Annotated in this window: 23 protein-coding genes and 4 pseudogenes; 10 read left to right on the forward strand and 17 right to left on the reverse strand. The window is 62.4% G+C overall.

From position 1 onward, the window contains the following. Nucleotides 1-760: 760 nt before the first annotated feature. From A5646_RS19650 to A5646_RS19670, 5 genes are all read right to left on the reverse strand, one after another. Nucleotides 761-1,432: an NUDIX domain-containing protein gene (locus A5646_RS19650; protein WP_066881859.1), complete on the reverse strand. Its 672-nt coding sequence runs from the start codon at nt 1,430-1,432 to the stop codon at nt 761-763. Next, nucleotides 1,429-2,958: a nicotinate phosphoribosyltransferase gene (locus tag A5646_RS19655; RefSeq protein ID WP_156765657.1), complete on the reverse strand. Its 1,530-nt coding sequence runs from the start codon at nt 2,956-2,958 to the stop codon at nt 1,429-1,431. The genes A5646_RS19650 and A5646_RS19655 overlap by 4 nt, the downstream gene beginning before the upstream one ends. A 47-nt stretch (nt 2,959-3,005) precedes the next feature. Continuing rightward, on the reverse strand, nt 3,006-4,043 hold the full coding sequence (locus tag A5646_RS19660) for a ribose-phosphate pyrophosphokinase (protein ID WP_369806971.1): 1,038 nt from the start codon (nt 4,041-4,043) through the stop codon (nt 3,006-3,008). 147 nt (nt 4,044-4,190) lie between these two features. After that, nucleotides 4,191-4,526 (reverse strand): type II toxin-antitoxin system RelE/ParE family toxin, encoded by a 336-nt coding sequence (locus tag A5646_RS19665; protein ID WP_369806970.1) that lies wholly within the window; start codon nt 4,524-4,526, stop codon nt 4,191-4,193. Beyond that, entirely contained in the window at nt 4,474-4,755 is a 282-nt protein-coding gene (locus A5646_RS19670) for a type II toxin-antitoxin system Phd/YefM family antitoxin (RefSeq protein ID WP_067023643.1), read from the reverse strand. The genes A5646_RS19665 and A5646_RS19670 overlap by 53 nt, the downstream gene beginning before the upstream one ends. A 451-nt stretch (nt 4,756-5,206) precedes the next feature. Between A5646_RS19670 and A5646_RS19675 the strand changes: the two genes are divergently transcribed. Continuing rightward, nucleotides 5,207-5,941, forward strand: a complete 735-nt coding sequence (locus A5646_RS19675) for a maleylpyruvate isomerase N-terminal domain-containing protein (protein ID WP_197505241.1) — start codon at nt 5,207-5,209, stop codon at nt 5,939-5,941. A 66-nt stretch (nt 5,942-6,007) separates the two neighbouring features. Next, the gene (locus A5646_RS19680) at nt 6,008-6,766 is read left to right on the forward strand and encodes an SDR family oxidoreductase (RefSeq protein WP_067023649.1); all 759 of its coding nucleotides are present in this window, start codon (nt 6,008-6,010) and stop codon (nt 6,764-6,766) included. A 203-nt stretch (nt 6,767-6,969) separates the two neighbouring features. Here A5646_RS19680 and A5646_RS19685 read toward each other — a convergent pair whose 3' ends face one another. From A5646_RS19685 to A5646_RS19700, 5 genes and pseudogenes are all read right to left on the reverse strand, one after another. Beyond that, nucleotides 6,970-8,244, reverse strand: coding sequence for a glycosyltransferase (locus tag A5646_RS19685; RefSeq protein WP_067023652.1), 1,275 nt, complete (start codon nt 8,242-8,244; stop codon nt 6,970-6,972). A gap of 27 nt (nt 8,245-8,271) precedes the next feature. After that, a complete protein-coding gene (locus tag A5646_RS19690; RefSeq protein WP_067023655.1) occupies nt 8,272-9,066 on the reverse strand; it encodes a GAP family protein in 795 nt (264 codons plus the stop codon). Nucleotides 9,067-9,076: 10 nt separating this feature from the next. Further along, nucleotides 9,077-12,370: pseudogene (locus A5646_RS19695) on the reverse strand (amino acid adenylation domain-containing protein); the annotation flags it as partial. Nucleotides 12,371-13,294: 924 nt separating this feature from the next. Next, nucleotides 13,295-13,441: pseudogene (locus tag A5646_RS30070) on the reverse strand (membrane dipeptidase); the annotation flags it as partial. Nucleotides 13,442-13,446: 5 nt separating this feature from the next. Further along, nucleotides 13,447-14,013 (reverse strand): TetR/AcrR family transcriptional regulator, encoded by a 567-nt coding sequence (locus A5646_RS19700; RefSeq protein ID WP_067023661.1) that lies wholly within the window; start codon nt 14,011-14,013, stop codon nt 13,447-13,449. A 92-nt stretch (nt 14,014-14,105) separates the two neighbouring features. Here A5646_RS19700 and A5646_RS19705 point away from each other — a divergent pair, with 92 nt between their 5' ends. The 3 genes and pseudogenes from A5646_RS19705 to A5646_RS30075 all read left to right on the forward strand — a co-directional run. Beyond that, nucleotides 14,106-14,990, forward strand: coding sequence for an SDR family oxidoreductase (locus tag A5646_RS19705; protein WP_067023663.1), 885 nt, complete (start codon nt 14,106-14,108; stop codon nt 14,988-14,990). Between the two features lie 298 nt (nt 14,991-15,288). After that, nucleotides 15,289-15,717: an NAD(+)--rifampin ADP-ribosyltransferase gene (arr, locus tag A5646_RS19710; protein WP_067023666.1), complete on the forward strand. Its 429-nt coding sequence runs from the start codon at nt 15,289-15,291 to the stop codon at nt 15,715-15,717. 478 nt (nt 15,718-16,195) lie between these two features. Beyond that, nucleotides 16,196-16,381, forward strand: a pseudogene (locus tag A5646_RS30075) (AAA family ATPase); the annotation flags it as partial. Nucleotides 16,382-16,466: 85 nt separating this feature from the next. On the opposite strand, the gene A5646_RS28365 reads toward A5646_RS30075, so the two are convergent. Beyond that, complete coding sequence (locus A5646_RS28365; RefSeq protein WP_231998395.1) at nt 16,467-17,261, reverse strand: LLM class flavin-dependent oxidoreductase; 795 nt, start codon at nt 17,259-17,261, stop codon at nt 16,467-16,469. A 303-nt stretch (nt 17,262-17,564) separates the two neighbouring features. Between A5646_RS28365 and A5646_RS19715 the strand changes: the two are divergent. After that, nucleotides 17,565-17,836 (forward strand): annotated as a pseudogene (locus A5646_RS19715) (DUF664 domain-containing protein). A gap of 263 nt (nt 17,837-18,099) precedes the next feature. Then, on the forward strand, nt 18,100-19,605 hold the full coding sequence (locus A5646_RS19720; protein WP_067023691.1) for a glycosyltransferase family 39 protein: 1,506 nt from the start codon (nt 18,100-18,102) through the stop codon (nt 19,603-19,605). A gap of 68 nt (nt 19,606-19,673) precedes the next feature. On the opposite strand, the gene A5646_RS19725 is transcribed toward A5646_RS19720, so the two are convergent. From A5646_RS19725 to A5646_RS19745, 5 genes are all read right to left on the reverse strand, one after another. Beyond that, the gene (locus A5646_RS19725; RefSeq protein WP_231998398.1) at nt 19,674-20,273 is read right to left on the reverse strand and encodes a TetR/AcrR family transcriptional regulator; all 600 of its coding nucleotides are present in this window, start codon (nt 20,271-20,273) and stop codon (nt 19,674-19,676) included. A 273-nt stretch (nt 20,274-20,546) separates the two neighbouring features. After that, nucleotides 20,547-21,812, reverse strand: coding sequence for a cytochrome P450 (locus tag A5646_RS19730; protein WP_067023675.1), 1,266 nt, complete (start codon nt 21,810-21,812; stop codon nt 20,547-20,549). Nucleotides 21,813-22,016: 204 nt separating this feature from the next. Beyond that, nucleotides 22,017-22,412: a limonene-1,2-epoxide hydrolase family protein gene (locus tag A5646_RS19735; RefSeq protein WP_197505242.1), complete on the reverse strand. Its 396-nt coding sequence runs from the start codon at nt 22,410-22,412 to the stop codon at nt 22,017-22,019. Nucleotides 22,413-22,499: 87 nt separating this feature from the next. Then, nucleotides 22,500-23,420, reverse strand: a complete 921-nt coding sequence (locus A5646_RS19740; RefSeq protein ID WP_067023681.1) for a TIGR03619 family F420-dependent LLM class oxidoreductase — start codon at nt 23,418-23,420, stop codon at nt 22,500-22,502. Continuing rightward, complete coding sequence (locus tag A5646_RS19745; protein ID WP_067023684.1) at nt 23,417-23,764, reverse strand: hypothetical protein; 348 nt, start codon at nt 23,762-23,764, stop codon at nt 23,417-23,419. Before A5646_RS19745 ends, A5646_RS19740 begins: the two co-directional genes overlap by 4 nt. 170 nt (nt 23,765-23,934) lie before the next feature. Here A5646_RS19745 and A5646_RS19750 point away from each other — a divergent pair, with 170 nt between their 5' ends. Next, nucleotides 23,935-25,044: a helix-turn-helix transcriptional regulator gene (locus tag A5646_RS19750; RefSeq protein WP_067023686.1), complete on the forward strand. Its 1,110-nt coding sequence runs from the start codon at nt 23,935-23,937 to the stop codon at nt 25,042-25,044. A 142-nt stretch (nt 25,045-25,186) separates the two neighbouring features. Here the strand turns inward: A5646_RS19750 and A5646_RS19755 are convergent, their stop codons facing one another. Continuing rightward, nucleotides 25,187-25,426 carry a hypothetical protein gene (locus A5646_RS19755; RefSeq protein WP_067023689.1) on the reverse strand — a complete coding sequence of 80 codons (240 nt, stop codon included), beginning with the start codon at nt 25,424-25,426 and terminating at the stop codon, nt 25,187-25,189. A gap of 461 nt (nt 25,427-25,887) precedes the next feature. On the opposite strand from A5646_RS19755, the gene A5646_RS29115 reads away from it, so the two are divergent. Together A5646_RS29115 and A5646_RS19760 are read left to right on the forward strand one after the other, a co-directional pair. Further along, nucleotides 25,888-26,055 carry a hypothetical protein gene (locus A5646_RS29115; RefSeq protein WP_156765660.1) on the forward strand — a complete coding sequence of 56 codons (168 nt, stop codon included), beginning with the start codon at nt 25,888-25,890 and terminating at the stop codon, nt 26,053-26,055. 71 nt (nt 26,056-26,126) lie between these two features. Further along, nucleotides 26,127-26,588 carry an SRPBCC family protein gene (locus tag A5646_RS19760; RefSeq protein WP_066862984.1) on the forward strand — a complete coding sequence of 154 codons (462 nt, stop codon included), beginning with the start codon at nt 26,127-26,129 and terminating at the stop codon, nt 26,586-26,588. The last annotated feature ends 268 nt before the right edge of the window (nt 26,589-26,856 follow it).

Below are 26,856 nucleotides of genomic sequence, written 5' to 3' on the forward strand. Positions count from 1 at the left end.
CAGCGAAGCGCGAGTGGGCTACCGACGCGCTCAGATCGGGCAGGCGCGTGCCAGCGCGGCCAACTCGTCGCCGAACTCGCGGTTAACCTGGCCTGCCGCCTTCGCCGACGGTGGCAGTTGCGGTTTCAAAGGATCTTGTTTGTCCAGTTCGGCGACGAGTTGGCCGCGCTGGCACGCGCCTGCCCGATCTGAGCGCGTCGGTAGCCCACTCGCGCTTCGCTGCTGCGGCGAGTACGAGGCGATGCGACGTGGGAAGCGGGCCGGCGGGAGGCGACACTGCGCTCCCCTGCCCTGCGAGGCGCGAGCGCCGGATCGATGACGCTAAGGGCTCCGCTCGTCGCCGATGATGGTCAGTTCGGTTAGCGCCGCGCTAACGCTGATCAGGCGGCGCCGGCTGTGGTGGTTATGCATGCCGGCCGTTGGCGTGTCTGGTGGCGGCGACTGGTGTGTGCGCTGCCCTGGATCGCAGCTCCGAGGCCCGCCACCTTCAAGCCGAAATAGCGAAGATGCCTGGAGCCGAAAGCGTTAATCCCGGTTATATTAACGATTTCGAGAACGGCGCGGAACTGAAAGTGGTCGTCACGATGCCTAAGGCAAGCGAGGACCAGATCGCCGCGGTCGCCTCGCGCATCACCAGCATCAAGGGCAGCGATTTCGACGGCTACCGTCAGTCCTGTGATTTCGTCGTCGGCGATGAACTTGAGGTGATACGCGGCGCGCAGCTCAGCGTCAGTTTGGAATGTCTCGGGACAGCAACCAGCTATCCGGTGTGGGTCTTTGTGAAGACCAAAGCTGGTCTGCCGGCCCCGGTTTCGCGTTTTCGGCTGCGGTCGGGGTCTGGTTGGTACATGCCGCAGCGGCGCAGGCGGGATCCGATGGTGCTTTCGCTGGCGTTTGGATCGCAGGCCCGGGTGAGCGCCATGACCTCGGTGATGGTGGTGGCGTCACCGAGCAGCGCGTAGGTCAGTGCGGGGTCGGTGAAGAGCGCGGTGTTGATCTTGGCCAGCGCGGTGCGCACCATCGCGGAATGCCCGAACGGCATGTCGTCGGGAACATCGTCGACGCGCACCGCGCCTGGAGTGCCGGCGGGGATGCGGACTGCGACGACAATGGAGACGGTGTGTCCTCGTTCGTCTCGGCCGGGGTCGCTGACCACATCGAGGATGGCAACCCCGCTGCACACCTCGGTGCCGGCTTTTTCCCGGACGATGCGCCGCGCGGCCTGCTCGACGGTCTCTTGATCCCAGGCGGCCAGCAGGCCTCCGGGCAGTGTGGTCGCACCGCGGTGGGGCTGGCCGGCGCGGGTGATGAGCGCAATCCGAACCTCATCGGCGTCGCGGGTCAACGCGACCACGTCCACCGACAGCCACGTGCCGTGGAGGGAGTGCTCGCCGTCCTGATAGGTGAGGTTGGTTTCTCGCAATGAGGTCATCGTGCCTCCTGACCGGTGGCTGCGCCTCGGGTGCGGCGCAGGTACAGCCCTGTCTCGTAGCCGAGTTCATCGCGGACATCCGCAAATGAACTCTGCCGCAGCAGTTTTCCATCTTCATAGGTGAGTAGCAGCGCCTGAGTGGCTTCTTGCTCGGGGTTGGCATGCTCAATCAGGTAGGGGCGGCTGTCCATCATGCGGCGCACAGCCAGCCGACCAGTGGCCGACTTTTTGGTCCCGTCGTCGGTGACGGGATCCTTCTGGATGTCGCGGCCTTGGCCGTTGATCTGCACCCAGGTCGCCTTCATCGCCATCTTGAACGTGTCGCGGGTCTGGTACTGGTAGGTGTAGCTGCCGTACCCGAATACGACGGTGGTGGAAGCGAATCCCTGCCGCATCAGGTTCGCGGTGATCGCGTCGGCGCGTTCGTAGGTGATCGAATCGCCATAGATCGCACCCACGTGCGGGTCGAGATCCCAATAGCCCTTGTCGTTTACGGTAGTTCCGAACTCCTCGGCGAGCAGGTTCACCACCCCGCGCCATACCGGGCTGCCCGCCGGGGCGTTGGGGTCCCCGCACAGGATCAGCTCGGGATCCCCGCTATCAGGCCGGATGACGAGCTTGCCGTTGCGGGCCATGATCTTGTCCTTGAGGCGGGGTAGAAAGTCGGTGCAGACCTGCCACAAGTCGTAGGTGTCAGACACGATGGCCAGGGTGCCGGACGGGTAGAGGTCCAAGAGTCGTTCGAAAGTCTCGAATTCAGCGTCGCGGCCCCCGGCGCACATGACGCTGTGCTCGGTGGCTGGGCACGATCCCGCGACGATTCCGTTGTCGCCCGGGTAGTAGCGGTTGATGTAGCCGATCGCGGACAAAGTGTCGGTGCCGCGGAAGCTGAGCAGGTGACCGGCGCTGCTGGCCGCGGCCGCACGCATGCCGGCCATCCCTCGGCAGGAGAAGTCGTGGCCTTGGTAGTCGACGGCGGCGGGGTCTCCGGACTCCTGAGCGCGTTCGTCGAGCAGCATCCGGTTGCGCCAGGCCAGGGTGGCGCTGGTGATCGGCTGCCACAGCTCGGCGGAGAGCTCGGTCTCGAGGTAGTTGGTCAGCCAGAACACCCGGGGGTCGGTGTTTTCGACCGTGAAGTAGGGAACCCGCAGCGGGACCAGGGCCCCTTCCCGAAATGCTTTGATACGTAAGGGAAGATACCCAATGCTGTGCAGGACGCGGAAGTGTTCGGTCCCGACGTCGTTGGCGCCCAACAGGGATGTGACGACGTTGTCGTATTCGGCCAACACAGCATCCAAAGCTGCCTCGTCGAGGCTGAAGAACTCATCCCAGCGCTCGGTGATCTGGGTGAGCAACGCTTGCAGCCCGAAGAAGACAGTCACCTCTACGCCGGGGATTCGGGTGCCGCGCGCGGTGAGGTTGGAGAACACCACCTCGGTGCCCGGCGGGTATTGCCGGCGGTGGTCGAGCTTGTAAGCGTCAGTGGCCAGCAAGGTGTCCACCACACGATTCACGACGTCGTTCATGTCGGCGTTCCTTCGAGAGCTGTGTGCGGGTCGCTGTGTTGGGACGGTCATCGGTTCTCGCCCACACCGACGGGCCGCACGGCCCGCTCAGCGCCGAGGCCGGCCAGGATGTCCGTGATCCACGGCTGCAGGGCCATAACCTGAATTTGGTTGTCGTGCAGGGCGGCCGCCACCGCAGTGCCCAGCGAATCGGTGGTGTAGATACGGCGATAGGGCGCGCGGGCCTCAGCGGAGTAGCTCGGCTTGGTAAAGCCACCGTGGGTAACCCATAAGTCGAGGACTACCCCGTCGGGTACCGCGCCGGCCAGTAGCGCGAAGGTTCCGCCGCCATCGCAGATGTCGTCGACCACCAGATAGTTGCCCGGCGCCAGCTCGACGTCGAACGAGTAATGGGTCAGCCGTCCGGTCTTGGGCTCGCGGTTCTTGCTGGCCACATACACCGGCGCACCGAGCAGTGTGGCGACCTCGGTGGCCCGCGCGACCGCCCCTTTATCGGGGCTGATGACGCCCAGGTGCGTCACCCGGTCATCGTCCGCCCTCAACGCGGCCGCAACGATGTCAGCCAGCGGCAAGACATGCTCTCGGATCCCCGGACCGGCCGCCCGCATTGCCGCCAGCCAAACTGGGCTGTGCGGGTCCACGGTGACGATGTCGGTGATGCCGGTGCCGGCCGCCAGCGTTGCGTTGACGACCGCAGGGCTTGGGATGTCCTTATCGCCGCGGGCACTGGGCAAGTACGGAAGCGCCAGCACCCGGGGCTGGCCCGGAAACAGATCCTCAACCAGCGCCGCCCACTCCGCGACCAGGGTCCAGTCCACAGCGCTGCGGTGCACGTGCAGCATATGCATTGCCCCGAAAACCGGTTCGGTGTCGGGGATTCGGCGCACGGTGATGTCGCCCATTGGATAGGAGAACACCTCAAACGCCTGCTCAACCGACAGACCGTCGCTCGTGAGTACGCAGAACTGATATCCGCCATCGCTCATACGGTCACCGTAACACAATTTCTCGCAAATCAAAAATAATTGCTGGAGCAGACGTGACCACACACCAGCAGCACGTGACCCCACACCGCTGGCCTTCATCACGGCCGAGACCTGAATAGCCAGATTTAGTAGCCGAACGCATTTAGCGCTACCCGGTCGGGGGAGATGGCCACCAGCATTTGCCTAGTCACAGTCGGCCAAGATCCCACGCGGCCATCATTTCGTCACAGTGACACAACGGCGCTTCTACGGGTGCCGATAAACATCACCGCGGTGGTCGGCGCGGTGGACCCAGATCGTCTGTGCGTCATCGTCGATGCGGTAAAGGAGTCGGTAGGGGCCGCGGCGGGCACTGTGATAGCCGGCCAGCTCGCCCCGCAGTGGCTTGCCGACGCGGCGCGGTTCGCGCGCTAGGTCGCCGAAGGCGAATTCGATCACTGCTCCCAGAATTCGCGGCGGCAACCTATCGAGGTCGCGTCGGGCTGTGGCCGTGAATCGGGTTGTGTACGTGGGGTCGGAGCCGGCCACCTCAGCGCGGCCGCCGCGGAAACTGATACTCAGCTCGGATCTCATCCTCGCCATAGGTCCGGCCGGCGGCGATGTCGGCCTCGGACCGCTGCACGGACTCAGCCGCGCCCGGTTGGGCTAGCCAGTGCAATGTCTCCTGAATGGACTCCCACTCGTCGACACCGATCAGCACCGCGGCGGGCGCCCCGTTCTTGGTGATAGTGATCTGGTCACGAGTGTCGCGCACCGCGTCGACGTACTCGTTGATCTTCGCCTTGACTTGAGTAACCGGTATAACTCGCATGGGCTCATAGTACCGTATTCCAGTCCTTCAAGGACCATAATTCGGTGCCGATAAGCGACTTATGTCAGTAAACTCCGCCCCTGGTGCTTGGCTCGGGCATCACATTCAATGACCGCGGGCGTCACGAACTTAAAGGCGTTCCGGGCTGTGGAACGTACTTACTGTGTGCGACACCCGCTGACCGTCGCACCGACGCTGGACCCGTCATCGTGCGGGGCCTGATCAGTCAGCAGCCGCTCCAGCGGCATAGTGCACGCGCGGGCCGATCCGCTCGTCGTACTCCCCACACTGCTGCGCCATCCGTCCGTGGCTTGGCGGTGGCTAAAGCACCCGGCCCTTACTGTTACCACACAGAAATCTTAATTTTCTTAATATTGGTGTAGCGTCTTCCACCAGTCCGAGTTCCGACGTCGGCGAGGGGAAGAACCTTTTGAGCGTGCCGTGCGGGCAGGTGCCCGAACTAGTGCCGATCCGTGTCGCGGTGGCGGCATACCGTCTCATCTACGAACGTGTCGATGCGCTGCTCCGCGGCCGTACTGGCATTGCAGACCTGGTAGTCCCTGCGTGCCCCGGGTGGACCACCCGTCAGGTGGTTGCACACCTGACGGGTGTCGCCCAGGACATCATCTCGCTGAACTTGGAGCAAAAGGGCACCGGGCCCTGGGCTGACGCGCAGGTCGCGCGACTGGACGGACACGACATCGGCGACCTGCTCGACCTGTGGGGGCAATCGCTCGACGCGGTGTCGGCGAACCTGGATCTGGCATCTGATGCAGGGGTTTGCCAGCTCGTTTTCGACACTGTGACCCATGAGCACGATATCCGCGGTGCGTTAGGTGAGCCGGGTTTTCGCACTCGCGACCCCGCGTTCAAGGCGGCCCTGAGCTTCGTGACAACGATGGGTGACCAGTTCATTCGACAAGCTGATCTGCCGGTGCTCCGGTTGTGCACTCCCACAATTGGATCCGTACAACTCGGTGGTCCGCGCGCGGCGCGTGGTCGCGTCGCTCTGAGCATCTCGGATTTCGAGGCCCTGCGCGCCTTCGGCGGGCGACGCAGCGTCGCGCAGCTGCTTGCGCTCCCTTGGGACGGGAACCCGGCAGAGCTGATGCCCGCCTTCACTAAGGTGCTTCCCGCCTTTACCAACGACGGCTTGCGTCCCCCCGCTGACGACCTGGTCGAATGACCGACCATCTGTGATGTCCGGCCCCGGACCGGACGCTAACCAGGTAGGAGTTACCCGTTGACGTACATGCCTATTGTGTTGATCACTGGTGGATCGCGCGGTGTGGGCGCCGCGACGGCTCGTCACTTAGCCATCGCGAAAGCTCACGTGATCGTCACCTACCGCGAAAAGGAGCGCCGTGCAACCAATCTCGTCGAAAGCATCACTGCGGCCGGAGGCTCTGCATCGTGTTTACGTCTCGATATTTGCGACCCGGACGCGTGCGCTGAGGTCATCCGGTGCGTGCGTGACGAGTTCGGGCGCCTGGACACACTGATCTTGAACGCCTCGGGCGGACTCGAGCGAGACGCCGACCCTGGTTATGCGATGCGGATCAATTGTGACGCCCCGGTGCAGATGCTGGCCCGGGCCTTGCCGATTATTCCCGCCGGCGGCCGCGTCGTCTTTGTCACCAGCCATCAAGCGCACTTCCACGGCCTCAAACCGGTGCCCGCCGAGTACATCCCGATCGCGGAAAGCAAGCGAGCCGGCGAGGACGCTCTTCGTGCCATGCGCCCAGACCTCGCACAGCGGCGGATTTCGCTGAGCGTCGTCTCCGGCGACATGATCGAAGGAACCATCATTGTCCGACTGCTTGAGCGGCGAGACCCCGACGCCGTCGAGGCACGCCGCGCATTCGGACCACTCCCCACCCTCGACGAATTCGCGTCCGCGATCGCCACGGAGGCCCTAAGCACAGCACCCGCCCGAGACACGGTCTACGTCGGAGGGGCAGATTACCTTCAGTCACCGCCCACCCTGGTCCACGATCGAACCCTCAGATGAACCCACCGATTGACCCTGGGCCTTACGCCCGTTGGAACGTAGGAATACGCACAGACTGAATATGGCGAGTTACCAGTAAGGTACGCCAGTCCATCTGATGAATCATCCCGCTCGAGAGCCTCGGCGTCGTTAGTCCCACGCCCTCCATCATTCCGTTCCTCGCCGCAACAGCCTGATTCGATTCTGGCGCGACACCCGACCGCTCATCCACTCGTATCTGCCCTGCTGGCAGCACTTTCGACGAGATCTGCGGCCTTAGCAGCGCTTTGGGCCGGCGTAGTCATCCGGGCGGCAAGTGCGCGAGCTCGGATTGCGTACTCGGGCGCCAAAATCTTCCGAAGGTCTACGACGAGAGAGTCCCGGGTGGTGAGTGACAGACGGCGGTGCGTGCCTACGTTAAGGCGGCGCTTCACCTGCGCTCCCCAGATGATCTGATTGCCGTCCACCGAAAGAATCAGCGTCGGAATTCCGGCGCGCAGACTTGCGGCCGTGGTACCCGAGCCGCCGTGGTGAACGGCCGCGCGACAGGTGGGAAAAATGGACGCGTAATTCACGGCGGCTACGACCTTGACGTGATCAAAATGCGGGACGTCATCGAAGTCGTTCCATCCGGCGCAAATCAGTGCCCGCTCTCCCAGCTGCGCGCAGGCCTCGCCGATCATCTCGACCGTGTCGGCCGGAGATTCCACCGGCATGCTACCGAAACCGAAGAAAATCGGCGGTGTCCCTTCAGAGATCCATGATGCGGCCTCCTCGTCGGCGCTCGTGGCCAAGTTCATCGTCAGTGCGCCTACGAAGGGCCGTTCATGCTGCCATTTCGTCCATTCAGCTGCCAGCCCCGGAAATGCAACCTCGTCATAGGCCTGAATTTCCAAAGCTCCCAATGCGGCGATCCGTCGCGGTGACGACGACGTTGTCTTCGGCAGGCCGAGTTCGGCGCGCTGCGCGTCCTCGAGCTTTTTGCTCAGGCGCCAAGTCAGCCAGTCGAACACCTGCACCGCGAAGCGAGAAGCCGGTGGCGGCAAAATTGCCACAACCTGTCCGTTGGGACGCATCGGGACGTGATGCAGGGTGACTAACGGAAGACCTTGGTATTCCGCCACATTGGCGGCGATCTCCTGATAGGTCTGTCCGGCGAGCACTAGGTCGGCTCCATCCGCAAGTGACTGCAGTGTCTTGTTCATGTGCGCCCAAGACTGGTTGGTGACCTCCTTAATTTCGAGCCCCCAGCGCGATATGTCCCGAATTCGCCAGAACCTGCTGAAGAGGGTCGTAGAGAAGTTCCGGAAGGCGTCCATCCAGGCCTGCGTCTCCGCTCCGTAGGACACCGCGGGAAGCCCAGCCGATTCCGCAAAGTCAACCAGGTCGGGTGGGACTGCGATGCATACGTCATGTCCTCTGCGTTGCAATTCACGGCCAATGACAACAGAAGGCTCGATATCGCCTCGAGTGCCGTAGCTGGCCAATGCGAACTTCATTGGTTACCTCTGACTTTCAGTGGTAGGTCAGGCGACTCCCATGCCCGTCGCCACCAGCAGGACCCCAATCGCTGCGGGGGTGGCTACCAGGAGCTTCCGGCGTTGAGCACTGGCCCAGTTTTGCAGCATCCTCAGTACCGCTTCAGTTTTCGCTGGTTTGATCAGATAGCTCACAAGGATGATCTCGGCATCCGCAAACATCCCGACGACGAACGCGATCGCGGCGCCAACCTGCGATCCGATCGGTGCTCCCGAGGGCACCACGATCGCGAGCACGGTGAGAACCACGTCGGGTGATGGCGCCATTACGACACCGGTCACTAAAGCGACCCATAAGGCTCCGGTCCCCCACCCCTTGTGGACGCGGGTGCGTAGTCGCCGGATCGTAGATCTGTCCTCCGCGGGTGTCGCCTGTCCGAGGCCTAACAGCCGGGAGACTGCGTTCGGTGTGCTCGATTCCAGTACCAATGGCGACGCGTTACCGCCGGCCGTCGGCAGGTGTACGCGCTGAAGCTTCGCAAAGCGAACTGCCAGAAACGCGGCGGCCGATAGCGAGAGCACACCCAGACCGATTTGAATGTACTGGGCGCTGCAGTTGGTACCGGGGATCTTCGAACCTATCGCATAAGACCTAAAAGCCGGCGTGCGGTGCAGCACCATCAGCGGAACCAGGAGGGCGGGTAAACCCACTCCTACGCTGCCGAACCAGTAGGCGATCAAGTTCTGCACGGGCCGTGGCCGGGAGATCATCAGAAGGGTAACCCCGAGGCGCAAGGGGTGGACCGCCATCAGTAACGACAACCCCAGCACTGAGATCCACACGGCTGGGCCTCTACCCTGTTGGGTCTTGTCGGCCGGCCTCAGCTGAAGTCAGAGCCACTGTGGACGTCGAATCGACACTTCGCCGCACATGAGCGCAGATGCCGGTTAGTGCCTCGACCCACAACTGGTTCACACTCTCGATTTGGTTCTGGTTCAGTGCAGAGGGTGCCCATGTCCATGTTGCGGTCACGCGCTGCCCGGTGCCGGTGCCGGTGTTCAGGAGGGCGGCATTGAACTCTACGGTGTGCCCGAGCGGCGTAGGGATCGCGGAGGCTGCGGCGGTGGAGGACATGGCATCCTGGTCGATCTGCCACAGACCATCGGAGAGGCCGGCCACATCGGCGTCGAAACGTCCGAGGTAGTTGAATTCGATCGCCGGCTCCGAACCATCCACGCGTATCTGGGGATTCAGGTAGCGCAGCAGACCATAGGTCAGATCATCGGGAAGAGCTCGAAGCCGCTCCTGGGTGGCCCTGATCAATGGTCCGAGCGCAGCCCCGCCCGCTGCCACATCCGTCCAGGGCAGTTCTCCCACGGTCAGCGCCACCGGAAACTTACTGGTGAACCACCCCACCGTGCGTGACAGATCAACATCGTCCCGCAGATGTTCGGCACGTCCGTGGCTTTTGACAGCAATACCTATCGGAGCACCACGGGCGCCTAGAAATTCATTCCAGGCCAACCCGAACGCGATCAATAGAATGTCTTGCATCTCAGCGCGAAACGCGGCCGATACCTCGGCAATCAACTGGCGCGTGATCTCGGCGTCCAGGCTTACCAACAGGTGCCCCGCGGTGGCGTAGGTATCGACCCCCGGTTGCACCGCAGGCAACGCGGCAGGGGTCGCCAGCAATTGCCGCCATACGTCGGCCAGCTCCACGACCGCTGCGCTGCGCGCGTGCTCGTTTAGGACCGACCCCCATCGCGCGAAGGAGGTTCCACCCGAGGGCAACTCCACCTCCAGTCCGTTGCGATGCTGCAGCCAGGCAATGTTCAAGTCTTCGAAGAGGATTCGCCACGAAGGCACATCCACACAGAGGTGGTGAATCATCAGCGCCAGCTGGCCCGTATTTGGCACCCATAACGCGGTGAACATCGCACCCGCCGCAGGATTCAACCGTGACCGCGCAGCCACGAGCGCCTCATCCGACAACGCGTCCACCGACTGCAAGCAGGCGCGGGCATCGACGGCTCCCACCTCGGGCACAACTAACGACCAATCGCCCTCAGCGCTGTCCTCGGCGCGCAGCCGTAACATTGGGTGACGGTCCAGCAGCGCTTGCAGCAAGACGACGGCGTCGGCCTCGGTCACTCCTGCCGGAGCTTGCACCACCACCGTCTGGTTGTACTGATCAACCGGACCGTCAAAATCATGTAGCCAGCACATGATCGGGGTGGCCACCACCGGACCGATGCCCGGATCGACCACGGTTGCTTCGCCATCTGCGACGACGGCCACCTGGGCAAGCCGAGCCACAGTCTGCTCAACGAAAACATCGCGCTGGCGAAACAGCACGCCGGCCGCCCGCGCTCGACTCACTACCTGCATCGACAAGACGCTGTCCCCGCCCAGATCGAAGAAGGGGTCATCCACACCCACCCGCGCGACACCGAGGACTTGGGCGTAGATGTCAGCCAGGATCTGCTCGACCACGTCTGCCGGCGCTCGGTAACGATCGGCGTCCAGGTACTCCGGTGCCGGTAAGGCCCGGGTATCGAGTTTGCCGTTCACCGTCAGCGGCAGCGCCTCCAGCACCACGACGGCGGTCGGCACCATATAGGTCGGCAGGCGATCCTCTAGTTGCGCGCGGACTTTGACCGGATCCGCAGTTCCGGTGATGTAGCCGACCAGGCGCTTCTCGCCGGGGCGGTCCTCACGGGCGATCACCACCGAATGATCCACCCCATCGATATCGCCCAGTGCAGCCCGGATTTCTCCCAGCTCGATGCGATACCCGCGGATTTTGACCTGCTCGTCGGCACGGCCCACATACTGCAGTTGACCGTCAGCACCCCACCGCACCAGATCGCCGGTGCGGTACATACGTTGTCCGGGCGCCCCCGGCGCAGCGAATGGGCACGCGACGAACCGGGAGGCCGTCAACCCGGACCGGGTCCAATATCCCGCCGCGACTCCAGCACCGGCCACATACAGCTCGCCGATCCCACCCGCCGACACCCGTCGCAGCAATTTGTCCAGCACGAAGAAGGCCAGATGCTTTAGCGGCACACCGATCGGGCTGACGGTCTCATCGGTGTCATTGACGCCGATCTGCCGGAACGAGGCATGCACTGTCGTCTCAGTGATGCCGTACATGTTGACCATCCGCGGTAACTGCGGATGGCTGCGGAACCACGGGGCAAGGCGCTGCGGTTCGAGCGTTTCGCCGCCGAAGATCACCGTCTCGAGCTCCAGCTGTCCCGTCTCGCGCTGCAGCGCATCCGCCGTTTGCAGCGCATGGAACGCCGATGGGGTCTGGCTCAAGATATTGACTCGTTCGCTGACAAGCAGAGCGTGAAATTCCTCAGATGAACGAACGAGACCGTCCGACACAATCAGCAGCCGGGCACCGGACAGAAGCGCACCCCAGATTTCCCAGACCGAGTAATCAAAAGCCAGGGAATGACATTGCGTCCAAACCTGCCCCCGCGCAACTTCGGCGTCGAGCGTCTCGAGCAGTCGGGTCACATTACGGTGAGTGACGGCCACACCCTTGGGCGTGCCAGTGCTTCCCGAGGTGTAGATGATGTAGGCGAGGTTGTCCGCGGTGGGGACTGGCAACGAGCCGCTGAACCGGTCGTCGATGGCGGAGTCGTCGATGTCGATGACAGGCACATTGAACGCATCCACCCGCCCCCGCAGATCCGCGGTAGTGATCACGGCAATCGGCTTAGCGTCACCGAGGACCAACACGATGCGTGCGTCGGGGTGTGCTGGATCCATCGGCACGTATGCCGCTCCGGTCTTGACGATCGCCAGGATTGCCACGATGGCCTCGGCGCAGCGTGGCAGCAGTATCGCCACACGCTCGCCTGGGGCCGCGCCGCGTTCGGCGAGCAGATGCGCCAACCGATTAGACGCTGCGTCCAGCTCGCTGTAGGTCATCGAGTGGCCCCCGCACGTGATCGCCACCGCCTCATGCGCGTCGGCCAGCTGCGCCGCGAACAACGCTGGAATGGATGCCGGTGTGCTCTGTGCCTGCGTCAGCGCCGCTCGGTTGCCCCACTCGTCCAGCTCGCGGCAATCATCGGCATCAAGCAGATCGATAGACGTCAATCGCTTGGCCTTGCCGGCGCCAACGGCCACGGGTGAGGCGACGACATCAGGTTGCATTCGCAGTCTCCAGACCTCAACACGAGACGAGCCGACCCGCACGCCTGCGGCCAAACACGCTTAGGCGCCCTTCGGCGCGACTTGGCCAAGCAGCCGACCCCGCAATCGACTCGTCCAGAACCTCAGGTGACGACAACATCGAGGTGGCCGGTCACAGCGCCCCGCTTGACATAGTTACGGTTGCGAAGTTTTACACATGCAGCGCCAATTCTGCGGAGTTTTGCCAATACTCACGACCGACACATACCGTAGGCGCGCACCTCGACCGCATCACTGATCTGCGGCTGCTTGACACGCTGACGTGGCGCTGGCTCCGCTCTCCCCTACTAAGGGGACCGATGGCTGGCGCTGCTATTTGTGATCTGAAGCCCGGTGCTGGCGCAGAAGTGGAATGAATTGATCTGCGCGTCGTCGGGGAAGTGCATTCGGGCGCCATCGATCGTGTGCACAGCAACCCGTTGCCGGGATGAGGCAAGCGAGTCGATACGCCCATTTTGTTCTGAGAACAGGTGGTCGCCGGCGCCCCAGACGATGAGCGTCGGTGCGGTTGGGCAGCGAGGTGGTATCTAACCGCCGTGAGGTCGTCCGATGAGAGCGCCGTGATGATCCGGGCCAGCGCGCGGGCCGAGTCTGTGTGCCCAGGACTGGGTCGCTGTAGGCTTCGACCACCTCGTTCGGTGGGCCGTGTGGGCTCTGGTACCCGATCGCTAGCACGTGCCGCACGCGCCCTCTTCGAGCCGCAACGTAGGGTCCCAATCTGGCGAGCTTGTGCAGGTGTTGGGATGTGATGGTGTACCCGGCTCAGTGGTACAGGGCCCGCGCCGCGCGATTGTCGGCTAATCGAAACCCAGTGCCACGACGGCTCGTTCGGCAAGCGCAAGACCAGTTATGGGGTGTTGCCGCGCGTGCCCGCGCCTGATCGTGAATGATGTTGCCAGGGTGGTCCCAAACTGCCCGCATGCGCGAGTGGCTGTAAATGACTGGACCGGTTGCGATTTCACACATATGCAGTCTAGCGTGCGCACTGCAATGGGTTCGGTCGCGATTTAGGAATGGCTGGCCTTTGTCGCGATCAGCCGTTGAATGAGCCATCCGACAAGGTGATTACGCGCATCGGTATCGCGAGTGGGCTCGTGCAGATGAAGCCCTTCGATCACGGCGATGATAGCTGCGGCAGCCATCTGGGCATCATTGTCAGACATTCCGGCGGATTTCAATCCTTCGGTCGCGCGTTCACTGAGGATGTCGTGGAAGGCTTGATGCACCGACGCCACTGCTGGTGAGTGTTTTGCACGTTCGTGCACCGTAGATGTGAGTGTGGAAACCGCGTCGAGTTCGGCCAACGCCGACATCGCGCGCACCAGGAGCGGCTGTTCAGAGTCAACGTCGGCTCGGGTTGCCGCCTGCTCGAGCCGACGCTCCAAGACGGCGGCAAGTAAGTCGTCTTTGCCGGGGAAATACCAGTACACGGCATTGCTGGCCACGCCGGCGGCGCGCGCGATCGAGGCCATCGTGGTCGCGTCGTAGCCGTCTCGCAAGAGCAGTTCTTGGGCCGCATCCAAAATCCGGGCGGCTTTGGCGGCGCGATCGATGTGCTGGTGATTGCGCGGCATACCAGGCATCTTGACGCCCTTTCAAGACTCTGACAAGCTCTTGAACGGCAATCAAGAAGCGCGGTCGAATAGCGCTGAGTGGGGAGTTCGGCATGGGTCAGTCGACGAAACTGCGGGACAAAGTGGTCGTGGTGACGGGCGCTTCGCAAGGCTTGGGGCAGTTTTTGTCCGTGGAGCTGGCCGCTCAGGGGGCCAACGTTGTCTTGGTGGCGCGAAACCAGGCCCGCTTGGAGGCGGTCCGTGATCAGATCGCCGTCGCCGGTGGCACAGCCTTGAGCGTGCCCAGCGATGTCACCGACGAAGCAGACTGCGACCGCATGGTCGAGCAAACCGTGTCGCGCTTCGGCGGCATTGACGTTCTCGTCCTCAATGCCGGATCAGCAACCTATGGCAGGCTCGACGAACTGCACAGCTTCACCCCGATCCGCGACTCGATGGCAATCAACTTTTTCGGCGCCGCCTACCCCACGTACCGCGCACTCGATCACCTGATTGCGCGCAAGGGCCTCATCGCTTACGTCACATCGGGAAGCGGGCACCTACCGATGGCCGGGTACCTCGGTTACACCACCAGCAAGCACGCCATGAATGGGTTCTTCGAAGCGCTCCGACTTGAAATGATCCCCCACGGCGTTGATGTGCTGGCGATCAATCCCGGTGACATGTACAGCGATGACGGCGCCGGGCGCACGTTTTTCGGGCCCGACGGCAACCAACACAAAATCGACCTCTCGATCAAGCGCAACAACGACATCACGCGTGTACCCGCCAGCGCAGTGGCCACAAAGGCTGCAAAGGCTATCGTGGATCGCCGCCGTGAACTCGATCTCTCACCGACCATCCAGAAACTGGGCACTGTGGCACGTGCAATCACACCGGCCCTCGTTGACCGCGTCATCTACCGCAAGGTAATCCGGATGCGCTCAGCGTTCGCCGCCGAAGCGGGGCTTCTGGGCGAACGGCGACCACAGAGGTAAAATTAGCTTCGTCGCGGGTCGAACGACCGCCGTGTCGACCCGATCCTGTTGAGCGGCAGCGGCTTTCCTCGGTGATTCTGCCGGCGTGGAACCCCGGGCCGATCCGGCGCTGCCGAGGGCATCACGGCGGGTACAGAGGTCGCCTGAAATATTTCCACTTGCCCGGCGGGACGATCACTCAACGATAACTCGGAGTCGCTCCCAGTCTCACTATACGGCCGTGAGGGGGGCTTGCGGCAAGGCCCCTGACCTGCTGCACAATCGTCCGACTATGCATTGCAACGGACGAGGAGTTGTTGTGGCAAGCGCGCCGTTACCTTTCGAAGTGCACGAGTCAAATGCGCTGCTTCATGGCACCAAAGCTGATCTCGCAGTGGGTGATCTGCTGATGCCAGGCCGCGAATCGAACTTCGAGCAGGGCCGCATCATGAACCACGTCTATGTGACGCGGACGTTGGATGCTGCGGTGTGGGGGGCCGAGCTAGCCCAAGGAGATGGTCCGGGTCGCATCTATATCGTGGAATGCGACGGCGAACTCGAGGACGACCCGAACGTGACGGACAAAAAACTTGCAGGGAATCCGACCCGGTCCTACCGCACCCGGGAGCCCGTGAGGATAGTTGGCGAGATTACCGACTGGGTTGGCCATTCATCCGAACAGCTTCAGGCCATGCGCAACCGTTTGGCCGACCTCCAGCGCAAAGGACTTGCCGTCATCTACGACTGAATCCCGATCTGACGCATTGAGCCCCGATCCACAAGTCTTGACTATTCCTCGCTCATGGGCGAACTGAATCACACAACCCCCCGCCCGACAAGCATTCAGCCGGTTGGCAACCAGGGCGCGTTTCATCACGCAGGTCTAGGAACCGGTACCGGCCTTCGAGTAGAGCAGTGCAGTCCCCGGCATGCATGAATTTCGGTGAGGATGAGGTTGGCCCCCAATCGATGACGGCGGTGCTGGTTACACAAGCAGGTCAATACCCCTTGCCGTCCTGCTGAAGTCGATGACCGTGCGGAACGTCGCCGCACGCGACGGATCACCGATGCGAAGTTCACACGCCTTCAACGACTCTCGGAATTCAACGTCGATGCCGTAAAGACGATCCAACCTGCCCAACTCGCGACACTGGCCTCAGGAAACTACCTCAACGAGGGCGAAACCCGTTGTCCTACTCGGAGCCAGCGGAACCGGCAAAACCCATCTGCTCATTGGTTCGGGACTCGCTGCATGCGAGCAAGGACGCAAGGTCCCGCTACGTCACCTGCGCGCAGCTGGTCAACGACTCGTCGAGGCCGCCGACGAACGAGTCCCCTCCCGCGTAGTGGCCAGCTACGGTCGACTCGATCTGCTGCTCCTCGATGAACTCGGCTACGTCCAAATCGACCCTCGCGGAGCAGATTTGCTGTTCCAGATCATCACCGAACGTGGGGAACGGGTCAGCATCGGTCTAGCCCAGCCACCACCGGCGTGGATCATTCAGGTATTCCTCGATCGATGGCCCGCAACACCTGATCCGGTCGATGTCCCGGCCAAAAAGCATGCATTGCCCAAGTCGCACCCGCAGCAGCCAACCCATCAAGGTCGTCGCCCGGCCGGACGGCCACGGCGACGTCGAAACCCTCACATCCGCCCCGTAACTGTGCAACGGTTGCTGCGATCCGCGCGACTCCCGCAGCATCGGCTCCGAGTGGAAAGATGCCGTCATAACGGGCGGCCCGCTGGACTGGTCCGCCCGTCGTACAGGCGGTGCCAAACCACAGCGGAATCCGGGGCTGCTGAACCGGACCGGGAATCGCCTCTACGCCCTCGGCTACCAGCGATCCCCGGTGGTTGACCCGCTCACCTGACCATAATGACGTCAGCACGGCCGTGCCCTCATTTAGCACTCTGCTTAGCCGATGTGCGCCGGGGTCTTCTCCGAAAGCCGAATACTCCCGTCCGACATCGCCGCCGGCACCCAGGCCCACGATCAGTCGCCCTCCGCTCAGCCGATCCAAGGTCACGGTCTCTCGAGCTAGCTTGAGCACGCGCCGGCGCGGCAGCGGAGTCACCATGGGGCCCAACCTGATACGTTCCGTCACCACCGCCACCGCAGCGAGAACCACCCACGGATCTGCAATCTCCCAATTTCCTTCAATGGGACTTAGAACGTGATCCCACACAAACAGCCCATCCCACCCAGACTGCTCGGCCGCCACAGCGATGTCCGCCATCGCGTGTGGATCAGCTAACGCACCGAATAATGGCACATAGATCGCGTGACGCACTCACCAACCGTAACGCCAACCCCACACGGCACCGGCCACCATCAGGCCTGAACTGAAGCCGGAGCCAAAATTGGTGACGACTACGGGGCCACTTCACTTGACGAAACACACGCCAACCCCCGCTTCCGTAGCTCTGGCCCATCCGGACCGAGACATACCCAGAAAGAAGGACAGAGATGACCGCCGCATTGACTCCAGGCCGCCCATTCACCGACTCCGAACGGCAACTGCTGCAGGACACCTGCACTCCAGCGCTCACAGCTCGTGGCCGCGGTGAGCGGACTATCCGAGGCTGAGGCTCGCATGCGCTTGGTGCCGTCGCTGACGACACCGCTCTCCTTGGTGAAGCATGCGCTGCAGCGGCACGGATTTGGTTTCAACGCGCACTGGCCGGCTGGCGGGCTGACGATTGCAACGGCCAAGCCGTCGGTGGTGACACGAGCTTCCACGTCGGCGATCGCGAAACTCTGGGCGAAGCTGTGGCCGAATACCAAGCTGCATGCGCGATCTCCGATGATATCGCCGCCCGCCACGACCTTGACGACACCGCTGACCACAGTCTCGTAGTGCAGTGAGCCTGCGCTTCATCTATCTCGGCCTTATCACACAGACCGCCCGCCACGCAGATTTCCTGGTCGGGATGACAAGGGCACTCCCGGGGCGCGTTACGCAATCGAACATGCAGGGATACCAGTAAACATTGCTAAGTCGTTTTCGTGTAGTGCTGCAGCTACTTTGGAGTAAAGGGCTCCCAGGAGCGAACGCGCGCGACGGGTGGAGTGAATGACGTCTCGATGCCGCGTCACTTGTTAGTGAAGCAAGTGTTACGGTCATGCGCGTGGCTGAGCTTACAGTTCAGGAAGTGTCCGGCGAGTGCCCGCGCTTCGCAACGTGTGCGGTGGGGGCCGTGGCTGTGGCGGCCGGGATTGTGGCGGTGTTGTCTGCGATGCGCTATGGCTACTACTACGACGAGCTGTACTTCATTGCAGCGGGCAAGCGGTTGTCGTTTAGCTATGCGGATCAGGGCCCGTTGGCGCCACTGCTTGCACGCGGTATGGATTGTTTGTTTCCAGGATTCTTTGCAGCACTGCGCATCCCGGCGGTAATCGCTGCGCTGACGGTCGTGGTTTTCAGTGCCGTCACCGCGCGGGAACTGGGCGGCGACCGCCTCGCGCAGGTTCTTGCCGCAACAGGGAGTAGCACCGCCCCCGGCATATTGGGCGAGGCGACGACGCTCAGCACGAACATTGTCGATACCGGGCTGTGGGCGGTGCTGTCATGGCTAATGGTGCGCTGGGTGCGGACCCGCCGCGACGGTCTGCTGCTGGTGGCCGGTCTCGTGACGCTCGTGGCGTTGCAGGTGAAGTGGCTCGTCCCGGTCTTCTGGATCGCGATGCTGCTTGCCGTGGGATGCGTGGGGCCAAGGGCCTTGCTGCGTCGCCCTGCGCTGTGGTGCGCTGCTACAGCGGTGGCGATATCGGCGCTCCCGATGGTGATCTGGCAGGCTCGGCATGGTTGGCCGCAACTGGGTATGGGTGCAATAATACGTGGGCAGACCCACATGTTGTTCGGCTCAATGACTTTCATTCCCCGCGCGGTGCAAATGTGCGGCGTGCTCGGTGGGGTCCTGCTTGCGTACGGGGTCTGGCGACTGTGGCGGTCCCCCCGCCTGCGCCCGTACCGGTTTTTGGGTTTAGCGTTTGTCCTTGTGGTGACGATCTTCGCGGCTACGGGCGGTCGCATCCAATACGGCGCCGGCATCTACTCGGCCGTCATGGCCGCGGGCGCTGTGGAACTGACAGTGCTGCGCGGCCGCTGGATCCCTATCGCCACCGTGCCGACCGTCCTGGTATCGATCGCCGCGTTTGGCGTGTGGGCGACCCCGTGGCGCTCGGCTTCGCAACTCACTCCAGCGGCAGATTTCGCCGCCGGCGTGGCAGGCCAGCCCTATGGCGAGTTCGGTTGGTCGCAGCTGACGGCGGCGGTGGCCGGCGCTTACCAAAAATTGCCGCCCCAGCAGCGGCGCAATGCAGTCATTGTCACCGAGCGCTACCCTCAGGCCAGTGCGCTGGACTACCAGCGATCGACGGCGGGTCTTCCGGCGGTTTACAGTCCCAAGCGCGGCTTCGGATACTTCGGCGCCCCACCCGATAGCGCCGAGACCGTCATTTGGGTCGGCAGCACCGCATCAGACTTGCAGAAGTGGTTCACGACCGTGGTACCGGTGGCAACCTTCGGAGTGCGATTGGGCATGCCCCTTATCACCCGTGACGTCACCATCTGGAAATGCGAGCACCACAAACAACCGTGGTCCTCTACGTGGCCACAAATGATGAGTCTCTGATGTCTTCAATCGACTTTGAGACTCGATCGGCAGGTCGTGCAGGACCCACCAAGTCTGCGATCTGGTCGTTAGCGGCCAATTCCTTTCCGCTGTGGTCGACCGTCGGTGGTGCTCCATGGAGCCAACAGAAATTCATCGACGAACCGAGCGAAGGTGTCATCGACGTAGCCGGGGTCATCAGCGGTGAAGTATTCGATGATGAAACCCTGGAAGGCCGCCAGCGCGATCCGAGAACGAGTCTCAGCGATGTAGGGCGGAATACCCAGAGCTTCCAGGCGCGCCTGGGAATTGCGAGTCAGCAGGGACAACGTGTCCCAGGTGTAGGTCCGGTATGGACTGTCGCGCCCGCAGGCCGCGCCGAACACTTGCAAGACAATTCGCAAGGTGTCACTGCGCTCGCCCCGGGTGCAGGCATGCCAATCCTCAAAACACCACTTCCGATGTGCCACCAGCGAACTCGGACGCTCTACCTCGTCAGTGTCAGGAATGGCAGCGCGTTGCTGACGGTTGAGTACCTCAAGAATCAATTGCTCCTTGCTGCCAAAGTAATACACCAGCATCCGCGCGCTGGTACCCAACTCGGCGGCCAACGTCCGCAACGAAGTATCGAGCAGACCTGTCCGCGCGAGGACGGCACTGGCGCTGGCAAGCAATTCCTGACGCTTCACGCGGTCGATTGGGCGAGGCACCCTTTATTGTAACAGTGCTTCACTAACGTGGCGGATCAGATATGGCAAGTTGCTAGTTAAAGTGCGCCATATTGGATCGTGTTGTACTGCAGGTTAATCAAATATTCTGCATTGCGATCCCCGAGCGTTCCTGACCGGGCCTCTCCTCGGCGTTCTAGGTCATTGTTGATGTCCAGGGTTCGTAAGGCGTCCCGGCGCGACAAGTCTTCCGATCGGCGAGAGTCGCACCGCCGATGCCGATGGCAGCTTCGGTCACGCACCACCTCCGCAACGGATGTTGTCAGCGTCGGTGGCGTAGTCGACCTGCCAGTGCTTGATGCCGTTGGTCCACGCAGACCGTAGCCGCTCGGGTTCGCTGATCGGTCGCAGGTCGGGCATGTGGTCGGCGATGGCGTCGAACATCAAGTCGATCGTCATCCTGGCCAGGGTGGCGCCGATACAGTAGTGAGCACCTGTGCCACCGAAACCCAGGTGCGGGTTGGGATCTCGCAGAATGTCGAACGCGAACGGATCCTGGAAAACGTCTTCGTCGAAGTTAGCGGAGCGGTACATCATCACGACCCGCTGGCCCTTCTTGATCTGCACCCCGCCAAGTTCGGTGTCCCGCAACGCAGTGCGCTGAAAGGACGTGATCGGAGTGGCCCACCTGATGATCTCATCGGCGGCCGTTGTCGGCCGATCCGCCTTGAACAACTGCCACTGATCCGGGTGATCAGTGAACGCCATCATCCCTTGGGTGATCGAGTTCCGAGTGGTCTCGGTGCCCGCAACAGCAAGTAAGACAACGAAGAAGCCGAACTCATCGCCAGACAACTTATGACCGTCAACGTTGGCTTCGACCAATGCAGTGACGATATCCTCGGCAGGATGAACGGCCCGCTCTGCGGCCAGACCCATTGCATACCTGATGAGTTCGGCTGATGCCGTCATCCCGTCCCGATCGGCGAATTCGGGATCGTCTTCGCCAACCAGCTCGTTGCTCCAATTGAAGAGCTTCTGTCGGTCTTCCTGTGGCACACCCAGCAGTTCCGCGATGGCCTGCAGCGGCAACTCGGACGCGACCTGAGTGACAAAATCGCCCGAACCTGCTGCGGCCGCTGTCTTCGCGATCTGCTCTGCACGTTCGCTCAGTCCGCCGCGCAGTCGCTCGATGGCGCGCGGTGTGAATCCGCGGGAGATGATCTTACGCAGCCGACTGTGTTGGGGCTCGTCCATGTTGATCATGGTCAGGCGTGCGAGCTCGATCTGTTGGCGCGATATCCCGTCCCGGTAACGAGGCAGCACAGAGTTTTCCGCCGCCGAGAATACGTCGTTGCGCAGCGACACCGCTCTGACGTCTTTGTGCTTGGTGACGACCCAATAGCCACCATCGCCAAACCCGCCCTTATCGAGCTGCTGAGCGTTCCACCAGATCGGCGCTGCTCTGCGCAGTTCGGCTAGTTCTGTGTCCGGCAGCCTGCTCGCGTAAAGATCCGGATCAGTGAAGTCGAATCGTGGCGGCAGATTTTCAGTCGACATTCGACCTCCCATTAAAGTGCGTTCTCGCTAGCGCAGTTCACCATGTCCGAGCCGTTGACCGTGGATGGCTGAAAAACGGAAGGGGCCGATCCTGGCGATGAAATAGAGTGATCAACAATGTATTTCGTTATCTTCAGCTGGTGACGGCTCGTTGCTCAACAGCTGCGGGTTCTTGCGCAGCGGAGCCGTTCCGGATTGGAAAAGTCAGGCGGGCGACGCGGTTGCCGCGGTCACCTGTTTTACTAGGGTCGGCAGGTCGTAGTAGTCGCGCCAACGTGCGATTCGACCATCGGCGTCAACGTCGAAAGCGCCCATAACTTCCATGGCGATTCGCTTGCCGTCGACTTCGAAATTGTCGACTCGCTCGGTCAACACGGTGCCGTTATCTGTGGCGAGGCTCTTGATATCGACCCTCGTGCTCGGCACCATCGCGACGATGGATTGAAGTTCGGTTCGGATGTTGTCGATTCCTTGGTGAACGCCCCTCGGGCCATCGATGTAGACGGCGTCGTCGCTGAAGTAACCGACCAGCTCATCCACATCGGACTGCGGAAAGCAGCCCAAGAACTCACGGATCACCGATTCAGCAGAATTTGTCACTAGTACCTCTTTCGACGCGGGTGCCGCATGCTTGCACCACCGCACGAGGTCGCTGACTGACGTTTCACGGTGAGCCCCTTCTGTTGGCTATTGCAGTTTCGGTTTGATGTCTTCGATGACCCATTGTGCGTAGTCGAGGTAGGCGTTGACGTCACTGACCGGTGGGACTGGGAGCCCGGTCATCGTCACGCCCAGTTCCGCGAACCAGCCGAGCTGGTCGATGATTTCCTGGGCGCTCATCCCGGGCCGCTGGGTGGGATCGTCGATGACGACGTGGCCTTCGCCGACGCGCGAGGTGCCAAGGCCGTAGACCACTTCGAAGTCGCGGCCGTCGTAGGTGGGTTGGGATTTGATGAAGTCGAGTTTGGCGGGGATGTCCTCGGGTTTGGTCAGGAACGGCGACCAACCCGAGGCGAAACGCGCGGCGCGTTTGAGCACCGCCTCTGCATCGCCGCCGATCCAGACCGGCAGATGTGGCTTTTGCACCGGCTTCGGTTCGAACGCCACGTCTTTGAAGCAGACGTAGTGGCCGTCGAAGCTGGGCGCTTCGCTGGTCCACAGTTCGAGGATGGCGGCGAGGTATTCATCGGCTATCCGGCCACGTTCACCGAAGGGCACCCCGAGTATGTCGAATTCTTCTGCGTCCCAACCGACTCCGAAGGTAACGGTGATGCGGCCATTGCTCATCCAGTCCGCGGTTGACAGCGCTTTGGCCATGACGACGGGATGCTGCAGCGGGAGGATGGTGACGAATGAATTGACCCGAATGCGTTGGGTGGCGCCGGCGATGAAGGCCTGGGCCACCGTTGAGTGAAAGTAGTGTGGCCCGGATAGCTCGACGTGTGATTTGGGGACGATGAAGTGTTCGGGAACGACGATCATGTCGTAGCCGAGTTCATCGACGCGTTTGGCCATGACGGTTTGATCAGCGCCGGTCACACCGAGTTCCCAGGGCTGCGTGAGCGCCTTGACGCGCACTGAGTTGGGCAGGGCGAGTGAGAATTTCATGGGACAGCCGGCCTTTCGTTGCGCCGGTGCGGTGCCGGCCAATCACAGCCGGTCAAGTCGGCCAACACTTCCCACAATCGGCGGGCCATCACCGGGTCGCACGCCTTCTCCCGCACTTTGGTCGCCTCGGGCTTTCCCCCCTGGTTGAATTGAGGCGCCCGATAGATTCCGGCGGGCAGGTCGGTGCTGACCGCCGCGATGTTGGCTCGTGCCGCGTTGGCCGGGATCGGCAGGCGATTATCACGCTGTGACCGGTAGCGGCCAGCGCCGCAGCCGTCGCCCGGCCGACCCCTCTGTTGCCGCCGGTGACGATGATCTTCATCAGCGGTCACCAGGCACTTCATCCCCGCTCCTCCAGATGCGGCCGGTCGACTCCTGTACCGGCCCTCCTGCTAATTAGCGCTGCCGCGATGCGGAGATGCCTCATCCAAACGGAGGAGATTTGCGTTAGGCTTTGCGGACCAATCACAGGACGGGCATATGCAGCATCAGCGGTGGTACCGGGACGCCGAAGATGGCCACACTCGATGAGTTCTCGCGGATAGTTTCGGGGGTTTACTCCGCGGTCATCACTCCCGAACGCTGGGACGTGACCATGGCTGATGTCGGCCGCGCATTTGGGGGCGGTGTGAGCGCGGCGTTAGTGGTCAGCGACGGCGCCACACGCATCATCAAACACGCCGAGATTCCAGCCGACGCAGCCAAGAGCTATGCCGAGCACTTTGCCCGACTCGACCATGTGCTGTCGGCGGTCCAGAGCGGCCCGGTGGGTGTTGTGCGCCCCGGCGCGGAACTGATGTGGCCCTATGAACGGTGCGAATTCGCAACGGATTGGGCCCGCCCCAACGGTTTCGAGGATGGAATGTTCGTCCGTCTTAGCGATTCTCCAAGCGCCACGAGTCTTGCCCTAGCGACGCCCAGACGGTCGGAACGGTTCGACACCGCGGAAAATGTGGCGTTAGCGCGGCATTTGGTGCCCCACTTCGAACAAGCCCTGCGGATGCAGCTGCACGTCTCCGACATCGCCCATCGCGGTGGCGACCTCGTCTGGGCCAGCGAGAATGCCAGACAGGCTATCGTCATCCTTGCGCCCGGAAGCAGGCCCATCTATACCAACCCTGCGGCCGAGCGCGTGCTGCGCTCAGACGACGGACTGCGGATCCGCAAGGGACGCCTGGAAGCCGCAACACGACGAGCCGACGCGATGCTGCAAGAAGGCATCGCGGCTGCACTCGATTTCCACACCCAAGACATCTGGGGTGGGTCATTCATTTGCGCCAGGCCCTCCGGGCGGCGACCTTACATCGTTCACGTACTACCGATCGACCCGAGGACCGTTAGCTCCCCGCGGTACGGGCGAGTGATCGTCGTGATCATCGACCCCGAACGAGAAACCGAACCTCCCGCGATGCTTTTACGGCGCTTGTATGGTCTGACAAAGAGCGAAGCCCAAATCGCGCTGATGGTGACACGAGCCGAAGGTTTGAACCCGATCGCCGAGGAGTTGTCGGTGTCCGTAACGACGGTCAAGACCCACCTCCGACACGTCTTCGAGAAGACCGGCACACACCGCCAAGCTGAACTCGTCCGGCTTGTGCTTTCCCTTGCCCCCTTGTATGGGTGAAGTGGCCGGGTCGTGTCCCTAGCGCGTAACCAGACCCCGGGGCATACGGCGCAATCGGGTATGGCGGGTTGCCGCCCAAATGCAACCGCTGGAAAGCGCCGCACCCCATGTGGGGGTTGGCCAAATCAGTAATCTTCGGTCGCTAACTCATTGTCAAGGCCGTGCCCACGGCGACGCTGATCACCACCATGAGGGACACCAAAATCACCGTCATCGACGCGCCCACGATCTCTTCTTCCGTGAGGCGCCAGCGCGGTTTGTCGACAAGAGCGGTGCTCCCTAGGGGCGCAACTGCGTTCATTGCTGCGACCGCCAAGAGAAGATCGTTCGCGTCGTCCGCATCCTTCTCCATTGCCTCAAGCGCGGCGATTGCGGTCTTCATATGAACCCCCAGGATTGCGGTCGCCAGTAGGCGTTATCTCGTATTTCCACGGTAGGAGTGCGAGATCAAGATTGCAGCAACGGTCCTTAACGGTCGCAGCACAACCTCACCGCTCTACGAGCAATGGACCATGCGCAGCGTCGGTCCCCTCGAAATCACGCTCGACATTGCGCTGGGGCATATAGCCGGGTACCGGTGCAAACCGGTCACCGGTACGGCGCGGAATGGTAGGTAACGCCGCGACTAAAGCGGTTCTGCCGCGGCTAGTCACTCCTGCTTGGTCTCACCGAAGCTGCTTGACACCGACTGGGCCGACATCTCCGCCGCCAGGCCCTGGCCACCCCACGGCCGTTGCGCTGACGAAGTAGCCCGCACCAGCAGCATCTTTTCGCGGATATCGGAATAATACTCACTTGGTGTGTCGAACGGGCATCCGGAATCCGAGGGTCTACCCGAGTTGCGTGCCGCGCTCCCTGGCAGGCGACCTCGACCAGATCACTGATCTGCGACTGCAGCTCGTCGCAGCGCTGCCCTGCCGGCCCTTCGCCCAGCGTCACGGTTTGACCATCAGAGATCTACTCGCCAACGGAATGGTGACCGGCGAGTTACTGGTGCTGCGGCACGCCTGAACGCAACCCCGACGTTTCTGGCGAACCGGCGCGGGTAGTACAGCCATACGTTTGAACAACAGGGAGAAGCCGTGAGCACCACTACCGCCTCAATCGATGTCAACCAGCCGATCGGCACCGTCTACAACCAATGGACCCAGTTCGAGTCCTTCCCGGAGTTCATGGAAGGCGTCGAGCAGGTTCAGCAAACCGACGCCACCCATACACATTGGCGCATCAAGGTGGGACCGATCTCGCGCGAGTTCGACGCCACCATCACCGAGCAGCACCCCGAGGAGCGGGTGGCGTGGAAGTCCGACAGCGGTCCCGAGCACGCGGGCGTCGTCACCTTCCATCGCCTGGACGACGACAAGACGCGTGTGACCACTCAGATGGACGTCGATCCCGAGGGTTTCCTCGAGAACGCCGCCGACAAACTCGGCATCCTCAAGGCCCGGGTCCACGGTGATTTGGAGCGCTTCAAGAAGTTCATCGAAAGCCAACCGGGCGAGACGGGCGCGTGGCGAGGTGACGTCTCGCGCCCCGATGCCTGACCGCCGTGACATCGCCGATGTCTGACCGCGGCGCGCGATGCGGGCGGTCGCGCTGAGCGCCGAGTCACTGTTGGCGCGTGCGGCGCAGGAAACCGGTGCGGGCGGCGGCGTTTCGCTGATGCACGGGGCGCTCCCCCTTGCCGTCGAAGTCATGACCGTTGCGGCGCTGGCCTACTCCATCGCCTGGCGGGGGCGGCGCGCAAGTCGGTCTGGTCCGGCAGCGGTCCATTGGTCAGCTGGCCCCAGGCGGCGGAGACGGTCGGAAAAT

Source organism: Mycobacterium sp. 1245499.0, from assembly GCF_001673615.1.
Taxonomy (GTDB): domain Bacteria; phylum Actinomycetota; class Actinomycetes; order Mycobacteriales; family Mycobacteriaceae; genus Mycobacterium; species Mycobacterium europaeum_A.